This window comes from Aureispira anguillae, assembly GCF_026000115.1.
Classification (GTDB): Bacteria; Bacteroidota; Bacteroidia; order Chitinophagales; family Saprospiraceae; genus Aureispira; species Aureispira anguillae.
In genome coordinates, this window is the sequence record NZ_AP026867.1 from 379,518 (window position 1) to 391,833 (window position 12,316).

The 12,316-nt window shown below is 39.5% G+C and carries 4 protein-coding genes; 2 read left to right on the forward strand and 2 right to left on the reverse strand.

All coding sequences use genetic code 11. The annotated features are described in order from the left end of the window. The first annotated feature begins 65 nt into the window (after positions 1 to 65). Positions 66 to 7,337, forward strand: coding sequence for a T9SS type B sorting domain-containing protein (locus tag AsAng_RS01450; RefSeq protein WP_264790990.1), 7,272 nt, complete (start codon positions 66 to 68; stop codon positions 7,335 to 7,337). Between the two features lie 87 nt (positions 7,338 to 7,424). Here AsAng_RS01450 and AsAng_RS01455 read toward each other — a convergent pair whose 3' ends face one another. Then, entirely contained in the window at positions 7,425 to 7,778 is a 354-nt protein-coding gene (locus AsAng_RS01455) for a hypothetical protein (RefSeq protein ID WP_264790991.1), read from the reverse strand. An 829-nt stretch (positions 7,779 to 8,607) separates the two neighbouring features. Here AsAng_RS01455 and AsAng_RS01460 point away from each other — a divergent pair. Continuing rightward, complete coding sequence (locus AsAng_RS01460) at positions 8,608 to 11,589, forward strand: trypsin-like peptidase domain-containing protein (RefSeq protein ID WP_264790992.1); 2,982 nt, start codon at positions 8,608 to 8,610, stop codon at positions 11,587 to 11,589. A gap of 99 nt (positions 11,590 to 11,688) precedes the next feature. Here the strand turns inward: AsAng_RS01460 and AsAng_RS01465 are convergent, their stop codons facing one another. Then, positions 11,689 to 12,246 carry a TetR/AcrR family transcriptional regulator gene (locus AsAng_RS01465; RefSeq protein ID WP_264790993.1) on the reverse strand — a complete coding sequence of 186 codons (558 nt, stop codon included), beginning with the start codon at positions 12,244 to 12,246 and terminating at the stop codon, positions 11,689 to 11,691. Positions 12,247 to 12,316 lie beyond the last annotated feature (70 nt).

A 12,316-nucleotide genomic window follows, 5' to 3' on the forward strand; every position in this document is an offset into this window, starting at 1 on the left:
AAAAGTAGATTTATACCTCATTAATAACCCAAGGTATTTGTTAACCCACTAAAGAAACACTCCCTATGCTCTATTCTAAAACGACCTGCCTTAGCGGCTTGGTCTATGCCCTCTTTTTGGTTTTATTGTTGCCTTTTAAACTAACTGCAAATGACTTAGCTGGAAAAGATATAAGCTATATATGTGTAGGTCCTAATCAATATAGTATCACGCTCAATATTTACAGGGATTGTACTGGAATTGATGAACCACGAACTAGCGTTATTAGTTGGGTAGGAAGCTGTGGTAGTGGATCATTAATAGTCCATAGAGTTTCTAGATCTGATATAACTCCTTTATGCCCAAATCAACATTCAGCTTGTGGAGGAGGGAGTGGATCTTACGGGATTGAAAGGCATTCTTATTCGGGGATTGTAACTTTGCCTCCAAGCTGTACCAATGTCGTATTTAGTAGTCGAAGGTGTTGTCGCAATAACTCTAATAATACGCTTTCTTCAGCTGCCTATTTAGAAGCACATCTTGATAATACAGTTGCTCCCTGCAATAACTCACCTTCTTTTGGAAATGTTCCAACTATTTTTTCTTGTGTAAATACCTTAGTTAACTACGATCCTGGACCTTTTGATGCAGATGGAGATTCTTTAAGCTATGAACTAACATCTTGTCTTAAAGAGGCGGGAAATAGTGCGGCTTATGCCGTTGGATATTCTGGCTCAATGCCATTTGGCTCTTGGGTTCCAATAACAATTAATCCTGTTACTGGGGTAATTTCATTTACGCCAATAGTTCCATTTATTGCTGATGTTTGTGTAATTGTAAGAGAATATAGAAATGGTGTTCTGATTGGTTCTGTAATGCGAGATATGCAATTTAGAACACTTAATTGTCCCAATCAAAATCCTGTTCTTTCGGGAATTAATGGACAGGGAAATCATGCTTCAGATTTTGAAATTACGGTTTGCCATAGTACTCCATTTTGTTTTGATATTATTGGATCGGATTCCTTAAATCCTAATGATATATTAAGCATGAGTAGTAGTAGTACTATTCAAAATAGCACGTTTACAGTATCGGGAGCAGGAGTGCCATCAGGAAACCAAATTACAGGAACTTTTTGTTGGACACCTACGGCATTTGATGTTGGGATACATCGATTATTGGTAACGATCGAAGATAATTCTTGTCCATTAGTCGGTCAAAATCAATATACTTACATTATCCGTGTCATTCCTAGCCCATACGATCCCATTGATGCAGGAACAGATGTTAATATTTGCCTTGGAGACAGTATTGCGTTATCGGCAACTACAACAGCAACCAATGTGGCACAATATATATGGTCGCCTAGTAGGGGGTTATCGGATCCCACAATACCCAACCCAATTGCCAGTCCTTCTACTACGACCGTATATACGGTGCGAGCAGTGCATAGCGATGGCTGTTCTTCGACCGATCAAGTCCGAGTAGAAATAAGGGGACAGCCCACTCTATTTTTACCAACCCAATCCTTAACCGTCTGTGGTGGAACGACCTTTTCTATTAGGGCGACCACCAATTTATTGGGGATGAATTTTTCATTTACAGAACTGTATGGGGGAATGAATGCATTGCCTGCAACGGTGAATGGGAGAGAAGGAATGACCTTAATAACAGCTCCAACGACAGCAGGGACATATCCTATCTTATGTGAAGTAACAAATCCCTTAACAGGCTGCTCTACTTCTGAAGTTTTGCTAATTAATGTCAGTCAGCCTATTACCCTTGCATCCTGCAACCACATTTATGCCTCAACATCTGGTGCAATAACAGGAATGGGAACAAAAGTAGATCCAGTTACCTTAGAAGAAGCTCTGCGTCGAGCGAATTGCAACAATACAATTGTCAAATTAGCAACAGGAACTTACGCAATAGATACTACGCTCAATATAACAAATCATCTTACTCTAGAGGGCGGTTTTATAGAAAATCAAGATTGGATCAAAACATCGGCTATTGGGGCAACTACCCTTCATCGTACAAGGAATAATGCAGTGGGAATTCAAAATATAGATCGACATTTGACGGCGATTAATGTGTTGGGGGCAACAAATTTTAGATTGCAGGATTTGACCATTACAACGGCTGATGCGATCGTACCAAGTACCTCTACCTATGGTATTTACATGGATAATGCATCTAATTATAACATTACTAGGGTAAATATAGAAATAGGAAATGCAGCAAATGGTATGAATGGGAATGATGGTTGTTCAGGAGCAGATGGAACAGCGGGAGATGTTGGGCAGAATGGTTTACCTGATGGAACGAGTGCTAATATCCAAGGGGGGAATGGTGGTTTTGGTGGAAATAGCTGTGGGTCTGCTGCTGTCCTTTTTGGCGGTGGTGGTGGTCGCAATGCCGACATGGGAAATGGAATGGGAACGGGGGCTGATGGTACTAGTGCTACTCCTGGTGTGGTTGATGGTGGTGCTGGCGGTGGTGGTGGTCGTGGTGGTAATGCTATTGATGGTAACGATGGAGGTCCTTCAGGTCGTGGCGGTACTCCACTCAATCCTCCTTTTTCGGGTTGTTCTGCGACTGCTGCAGGGCTAGGTTCTAATGTGGCTGGTGGTCTAGGAGGAGGAAGGAATACTTTAGGAGATGGGCTGCCTGTGAATAATGGGGTTCCTGTTATCGGGGAGGATGGCTATCCTGGTATTGATGGGATCAATGGCTGTGTTGGTGCAGATGGAGGAATGGGACTATTGGGAACTCGCTATCAAATTGGTACACAAGGAGCAACAGGGATGGCAGGTTCTGGTGGTTCTGGTGGCGGCGGCGGCGGCGGAGGAGGAGGCCAAGGTGGTGCTTGTGGTTGTGTGAATGGTACGGGAGCTGGTGGTGGTGGTGGCGGTGGCGGTGGAGCTGCTGGTCTTGGGGGAACAGGCGCTTTTGGTGGTGGTGGCTCTTTTGGTATTTATATCCATGCGAATGGAAGTAATGGACGAATTGAACATTGTCATGTCTTGGCAGGCAATAGCGGTTTGGGAGGCAGTGGTGGTCAGGGAGGAAACGGAGGAAATGGTGGTCAGGGAGGAGCAGGTGGTTTGGGATCGGCTATTGAAGTTCAAGATGGTGGTGCTGGTGGTGCTGGCGGACAAGGAGGTAACGGAGGAAATGGCGGAAATGGGCAAGATGGGATTGCGAGAAATATTTATTGGAGTGGCATCGGGAATCGTCCAGTTTCACAAGATTCTACCTATGCCTTGTATAATCAGCAAGTAATTTATGCAACCAATGTCAATTGCACCAATAGCCCTGTGTTATTTAGAGATTCTGCTCAAATGCCGACGCACCCCTTAACAACGGAAAATCCTCAATTGTTTCCAATTGGATTGCCCAATACCTCCGTAACAAATTGGACTTTTGATGCGATGGGAACCCATGCGATACCTGCAATGGGGACGTTTAATGCCGATACCACCAGATACGATTCAATTGGGCGTTATACCATTTTTCACAACACTTGTTTGGGTTGCCCAGCAGCAGGGGGAATTATGGGGGATGCCTTGCAAGAATACCGAGGTTTTCACAACATCACTTTTGACAAAAATTATCAACCTGAGATATTGAGTTCTGCCAACTTGATCGGCTCCGATACTTTTCAGTTGTGTCTAGGAGATTATGCAACTTTTTCAAGTTCTACAGCAGGCGATAGTTTGGAATGGAATTTTGATGGAGCGATTACCAACCCAGGAAATGTTCAACATGTTCCTATTCATCAATTTAATAGAGCAGGATTTTTTAAAGTAGAATTGTCGATGGTAACCAGTTGCTGTGGAAGGAGTTCTATTGATACTATTTATTTATACGTTAATCCTACTCCTGCTGTAAGTAATAACCCTATTCAAACGAGTTGTGCTGGGGCTGAAACGAGTTTAGGGATTATTGGTATGACAGCACAGGATACGGCTATTTGGTCTCCGAGTACTAACCTTACTATTCTATCTAAGGATTCGGTTCTCGTTAGCCCTACCGTAACCACGACTTATTCTGCAACAGTCTATTCTGCTGTTAAGGTTGGAGCGCAAACCATCTTAACTTGTCCTACCGTACTTAATTATACCATAACGGTGGATTCGTTACCAAACCCTATGATGTCCTCTACTGCGGTGATTTGTGAAAATGATGGAACGGCTAGTGTCAGCTTAACAGGAGGGATGTATGATTTTGTATGGTCAAATGGTGCTGTTGCAACGAATACAAATAGTGCTTCTATTACAGGATTAAGTGTAGGGAATTATTGCGTTACTGTTACAAATGTTATAACAGGATGCATCGACAGTGCTTGTGTTACGGTTGGATTAAGTTCAAGTGCACCGATTGGTTTTGCCAATACTATTACAGGAGTTTCTTGTTTTGGTCATACTGATGGTTGTGTTACCATAGGAACCACTAATGGAACAGCGCCCTTTACCTATGTTTGGGACACGCTTGTTCCTGGTATTATCTCTGTTACAGCGACAGATTATACGGTTTGTAATTTAGCTACAGGAACCTATAGGGTAACCTCTACGGATGCGGTAGGTTGTCGCTCTATTTTTAGTTTTGATATTACTACTCCTGATATATTGTCTTTTAATGTTCTGGATAGCCTAAATCCTCTTTGTGGGGCTGATGGTCGGATTGAAATGGAAGTATTAGGAGGAACGGGAAACTTGAGTTTTATTTGGTCAACAGGAGATACAACAGGAACGGTATTAGATAGTTTGGACGCAGGAAGTTATTGTATGACGGTTGTAGATGCCAATAATTGCTCCGATTCAGTATGTGTTTTACTTCAACAGCAACAAACCTTAACCACAGCTGTGAATGTGTTATCTCCTATTCTTTGTCAGGGAGACAGTGCTTGTGCAGAAGTGATAGTATCGGGGGGATCAGGAGCTTATTCTTATACTTGGAATAGCGGTTCATCCGTCTATTTTTCAGGAGCTATGACCTGTGGTTTAGTAGCAGATACAAATTTTTATCGCATTATGATAAGCGATAGTATTAGTGGTTGCTCAGTGATGGATAGTATTTTGATTATAGAACCCAATGCGTTGACAGCTTCTATCAATGCGACTGGAGTTGCCTGTGTAGGGGATTCAACTGGAATTGCAACGGTAACAGTACAAGGGGGGAGTCCTCCCTATTCTTATCAATGGGGAAATGGAGCGCAGGGACAAAATACGCCAACAGTGACAGGATTGATAGGTGGGCAAAGGATATGTGTAACGGTGTCCGATATAAATGGATGTCAAGTACTAAGTTGTGATACGGTTGCTCAGCCTTCAACACCACTGCTTGTAAATGCGATGATTACTTCCGATTATAATGGTTTTGATCTTTCTTGTTCAACCAGTTGTGATGGGGGCATTGATTTGGCGATTACAGGAGGAGTTCCCAATTATACAGTTTTATGGAATACTGGTGCGACAACAGATTCTTTGTTAAATCTATGTGCAGGACAGTATCGTGTAACGGTGACAGATAGCAACAATTGTAGGGTCAAAGATTCTATTGTATTGACAGCACCAACAAGTTTAACTAGCTCAATATTTCATCAAGTAAACGTTAGCTGTAAAGGAGGAAATGACGCTTGTGTCGATTTGATTGCTTCAGGGGGCGTTCCTGATTATACTTATTCGATTCAGGTTGGAAATTCTCCTGATACAACAGGCTCTTTTTGTAATTTGGGAGCAGGCATGTATACTATTACAACGACAGACTTAAATTTATGTGCTACTACAATTACCGTTTATATTACAGAGCCCGATTCTTTACCTCAGGTAGATTTGGCAGTTGTCTCAGATTATAATGGGCAGGCAATTAGTTGTTACAATGCTTGTGATGGCGCAATTAAAGCAACCGCAGCAGGTGGAACAATGCCTTATATTTATATTTGGGGAGGGCTTGCCCAATCGGCAACAACTATAACAGGTTTGTGTGCAGGGAGCTATGAGGTAGTGATAACCGATTCTTTGGGTTGTGTAGATTCTGCAAATTTATCACTTATAGAACCACCAAAACTTGATCATTTACTGATACAACATACTGATATTAATTGTTTTGGGGATAGCTCTGGGGCGGTACATTTTCAGTTAATAGGAGGAACAGGATCGTTTACCTATACAGCAGATAGTATCACAATACCAATACCTAGCGATAGCTTACAAATAAGTGGCTTGTCAGCAGGCAATTATAGTTGGATTGTAACAGACTTAAATGGTTGCCAAGATACCTTAGAACAAAATTTGACAACCTTGGACACGCTAAAAGTAATTGCAGAATGGGTACAGGATGTTAGTTGTTATGGTGGAACGAATGGAATGGGGCAAGCGGTTGTAATTGGGCGAGATTCTTCGGCTGTTCAGTATAGATGGAGTAATGGCACAACAAATAGGCTGGCTCATAATTTATCAGCCGTAGGAGGAGAAACTTGGTATGCTATAGAAGTCGTTGATTCTATGGGCTGTCGGGCTATAGATAGTTTAGCCATTCGTCAACCCACAGCAATTGTCGCAACAGCAATAGGAGATACAGTAAGTTGCCTTAATTATACAGATGGTATCATTCGTTTAGACACGATCCATGGAGGAACAGCACCTTATTTATATTCCTATACAAAAGCTGGTCCTTACAGCAATGTAAACATGCTGTCACAAGGGTTAGGGGTAGGCAACTATACTGTTTATATACAAGATGGGAATGGCTGTATAGATTCTATCAGCAATATTCAGATTCAAAATGCAATTGATTATAACCTTGTTGCTTATCAAAGCCAAACCATCAATGCAGGAGAAACAGTAAGGCTTTATGGAACAGTTTCTTCGAATACAATAGACAGTTCAACCGTTTCTTGGGCTCAATTTGATCCTAATACAAGTGCCTATAAGTTGCTATTTACAGGAGCAACAGCTTTAGAAGGTTTTACGCCAGATCCTTTTTATACTGATATGCAGTTTATTTTATCGTTAAACAATGGTTGCGGAGATAGTTCAGTAGTCACCATAAGTGTCCATCAAGATTCAACGATTTATATTCCCAATGCATTTAGCCCTAATGGTGATGGAATCAATGATGTTTTTACAGTGTATGGAACTCAAAAAGTTCAAAAAATTAAACAACTAATGGTTTTTGATCGTTGGGGAGAATTAATTTATCAAGGGGCAGATTTACAGGTGGATATGGAAGGGTGGAATGGCTATTTTAGAGGCAAAAAAATGAACCCAGCAGTATTTGTATATTATGCGGAAATCGAATTGTTGGACGGTACGCTGATAACAAAAAAAGGAGACATTACCCTGATTCGATAGAAGAAAAAACGGCTTGTTATCTCTAAAAACACAAAAAGCTGCTTGCATCATCTTACGCAAGCAGCTTTTCTTAAAAAGAAAGATGGCTTATAATGAATGTATTAGCGCATCAATATTATTATCTTCAACTAATTTTTTAGTGAAAATTTTGTGCCCTTTAGGAGCAAAAAGATGCAATTGCCCTTTTTTAACAGAAGCCATTGTACTCAACAATTTCCATCTTGTCACTAATTTTCTAGTATTATCGCATTTTAAAGCTATTTCAGAATAATGAGTAGCATCATCAATAGTGAAAGACACATCTGGTTGTACTTGGTCATTTGTGGACTTGTTCGTAAAAATTTTTGGATCATCGTATCCCTCAGATGTTGTTTGTATAGAGCTAATTTTTCGTTTCTCAACCCAAGTGATAACCTTGTCTATATATTTATCCTTACTCATATAATCTTTAGTTCTTTTATTGTTTAATGGTGTAAAAATAATACTTTTTGTCTGAATTACGGTGTCCGAACTATAATATTTGTTTATTTTGTTCAGAAGGAGGGGGAATAAATGGTTTATTTTGCTCATTAAGGAATACCTAATAAACAATACAATTATTTTAATATACTACTATAAATCTATAGGGGAAAGGACAAAACTAGTTAATAAAATCAAAAATTTGACAAAATTACCATAAAAAAAAGTCAAATTTATGCGAACTTTAACCATAATATGGAATAAATAATTGTTGTAGATTGTTTATTTTCGCTCTTATAAAGTGAAATTGTTTAAAAATGGAATTACTTTGTGAGTGCTTCGCAGTTTTGTTGATAATGAGTAGTAATTTTTAGATAAACAAGGCAAAAATTAGCTTCGCTGCTACTTCGTGGTTTCTTCATAGCAGCGCTATGGAGCAAATTTTTAACGCAGAGTAGCTAGAAATTAGCTTTCATTAGCGATGTAAGGCTATTCTTAAACAACTTCAGTAAATGGAACTCAGTTTGCTAGTTTAGAATAGAAAAAATGTTGCCATAAAAACGATCCTCATTAATGAAATGAGGAGTACGTACTCTTAAAGATAGATCGCTTATAACTATAAAATTAGTGACATAATTAGGTGTTTATAAGGATAGTAAGACGACTTAAAAAAACGAGTTTATAATTTATTTTTGATGCTCAATTCCCAAATATATACGAGCATAAATTGTCCAAAAAAATAAGATAGTTTCCCCAGCTACCTACCGTACTGTAACCAATTTAGATACTAATCAAATTAATTCTTTTTAACATGAAAAAGATTGTACTTTTTTTATTACTTGCCATTTGTCAACTATCTTATGGGCAAAGTGGAATAACATCAGCAACGCCTGATTATACCACCGCAGGATTTACTAGTGAGCCTCTAAAAGTTGGAGATGCAATAACTATAAATGAGTCTACGGCACATCCCTATAATCCAACAGGAATTGAAGCGGTTATCTTTGAAAAGGAGTTTTATAATAAATACTCTTCCTACATAAAAATTTACTTTAAGAACTTTGATTTAGCTCCTGGAGACTATGTTGAAATAATCAGCCCCAATACAGGGGAATCTATTATTTATGCAGGTCAAGGCAAAATTATTGATCAAAATAATACCATGATTAGTGACTTTTGGTCTCAGGTACTTTTTGATGAGCGAGTAATTGTTCGACTACATTCCATTGCAGGATCTAATCACTATGGTTTTGACATCGCAGAAGTGGCTTATGGCTATCCCCAAGAACAAATTGATGCAATTTTGAATGAAAAATCAATCTGTGGGCAGGATGACAAAGAGCCTGTTATTTGTTACAATGGAACGACTATGCACGATAAAGGGCGGGCAGTCTGCCGTTTGTTAATAGGGGGGACAGGGTCTTGTACAGGATGGCTATTAGGTTGTGATGGACATGTAATGACCAATAATCATTGTATAGGTACTTCTTCTGATGCCGCCAATACGGACTTTATATTCAATTACCATCATACCAATTGCAATGGTAGTGGAAATTCTGTTTCAGATGTTGTAGCTGCCTCTGCTAATTTTATAAAAACAAGTTCTTCTTTGGATTATACGTTGGTTCAATTGCCTGTTAATCCTACCAATACATACGGATACTTGAGCCTTAGCTCTGTTGCTCCAACGATCAATGATCGAATCTATATTGTTGGGCATCCAGGAGGCAGAAGAAAAGAAATTACCGTTGTAACAGACCAAGGAGGGGATGCCAATGGAAATGCTATAGTGAATCAGATGACCACAACAGGTATCCGTTATTATGCTGATACAGAAGGAGGGAGTTCAGGATCGCCAGTTTTGGATTTTAATTCTAATTTGGTGGTTGCTATTCATAATACAGGAGGTTGTACAAATGGTTCGAGTGGTAGAAGCGATCAATTGATTGCTGCTATTGCTGCTGATATGCCCAACTGTGGTATCGATAGTTCGGGGGGAGCGATTCCTGTTCCTTGCGGAACGACCATTACTAGTTTTCCTTATACCGAGAGTTTTGAAAATACCACAGGAGCTTGGACACAAGGAACCAATGATGATTTTGATTGGACGCTACTATCAGGTGCTACTCCATCTAATGCAACAGGACCTACAGCGGCTAATGAGGGAACTTATTATATCTATATGGAAGCAACGGCTCCCAATAGCCCAAGTAAAAATGCTAAATTATTGAGCCCTTGTTTTGACTTGACAGGAGTGAGCTACCCTGAATTGGCGTTTAATTACAGTATGTATGGCGTGAATATGGGAACCTTATCTTTGGAAGTGAGCACTAATAATTCAACTTGGACAACGCTTTGGTCTAGAACAGGAGATCAGGGACCAGATTGGATTCCAGATACAATAGATTTAAATGCCTATACGAATGAAAGTTCAGTGAGAATACGTTTTAATGGGACTACGGGGTCTGATTTTCGTTCTGATATCGCTATTGATGCTTTTTCTATTGGTGCAGGAACACCAGATTGTACACCGATAAATACCTTCCCTTATACCGAAAGCTTTGAGAATACATTGGGCGATTGGACGCAAGGGACAGGAGATGATTTTGATTGGGCAATTCACACTGGAGCAACACAGTCTAATAATACAGGACCAGCGACAGCAAGTGCGGGGAATTATTATGTTTATATGGAGGCTTCTGCGCCCAATAATCCTAGTAAAGATGCCTTTTTGGTGAGTCCTTGTTTTGATTTATCAGGAATTCAATTTCCAGAATTGACATTTATGTACCACATGTATGGTGCTGATATGGGAGCACTAGAGGTTGAAGTAAGTACTGGTGGAGGTACTTGGACGAGTGTATGGACAAGAACAGGAGATCAGGGCAATGCTTGGTTGGCTGCAACCATAGACCTTTCTGCTTATACCAATGCAACAGATTTAAGAATACGTTTTAATGGAACGACTGGCTCATCATGGGGATCTGACATTGCTGTTGATGCGGTATCTGTTGGGGCTGTTAGTTATAGTTGCCCTACAACCATTACCAATTTTCCTTATACCGAAAGTTTTGAAAATACCTTAGGTGCTTGGATGCAGGAAACAAATGATGATTTTGATTGGGCTGTCCTCTCTGGTGCTACTCCGACAAGCACGACTGGTCCTGCAATGGCGAATGATGGAACGTATTATGTGTATATGGAGGCTTCTTCTCCCAATTATCCATCCAGAACGGCTATTTTGACAAGCCCTTGTTTTGATTTGTCTACCGTAACAGATCCAGAGTTAACCTTTGATTATCATATGTATGGTGCTGATATGGGAGTATTAATTTTAGAAGCAAGAACAGCTAGTTCCAATTGGGCAACTTTATGGGCTAGAGTCAATGACCAAGGAAACAACTGGTTGACTGCTACAATTGATCTATCTTCTTATGCTAGTGCAACGGATTTGAAATTGCGTTTTAGAGGAACTACTGGTAGTTCGTGGTTTTCGGATATTGCAATTGATGCTTTCTCCATTGTTTCGACGACAACTACCAATGTAATCGCTACTCAAAATGAACAAAGCTTCTTAGCGGTTGCTCCAAATCCTTTTAATGATTATTTAGAAATTGCAACCAACATAAAAGGACTTTCTAAGTATACGATTACAAATGTACAAGGACAGATCGTTCAGGTAGGAGAAATTAACGATAAAACGATTCAGGTAGATCGTTTGATAACGGGTGTTTATTTCATCAGTTTTACTAATGGACAAGAGCACATTACTCGTAAAATTGTTAAGCAATAAAAAATATTCAATGAATTGAATATAGAAACCATATTAAACTAGACAGCAGCCATTCTGAAAATTCAGAATGGCTGCTGCTTTTTAGTTGGGAAGAAAGTCTTAGCAATAGGGGTGAACCATCTTAAGCAGATGGGCGATCAAGTCTTTTTTATTTACAGGAATTGCATTGCCCATTAATGAATAGCCCTCAATATAAGGCATTAAAATACTGACAATAAGATCAGTTTGTTGACTATAAGGAGCAAATTGCTCAACCAACCAATCGTTGTGTTTTTTGTAGTGAAGACGAACTAATTCATCAATCTTAGGATTTTTAGTAGCTAAAGCCCAAATCTCTCGAAACATAGCACAGCGTTCACTAGAACTTCCACTAACTAGAGATTGTTCCAAAAGAAGACTTAGTAAAGCAATGAATTCAATGTCTTTGGGCAATTGAGCAATCTGTTGGCTTATCTCTGCTTCATTTTGCCTAAAATAGTCTTGTATAGTAGCCTCTAACAAGGCATTCTTGTCCTTGTAGTAATATTGCAAATTACTTAAGCGAATATCAGCTAATTTTGCAATTTTTCGCATGGTTAAGCCACCTGCCCCTTCTTGGCTAAGTAATCGAATCGTCGTTTGAATTATTTTATGGGTTTTTTCTGTTCGTCTACTCATATTTTTTATTAGAGCTTCCTATAAAAATGTTTACACAAAATTGTTTTCTGATTTTCAAATTAACACCAAA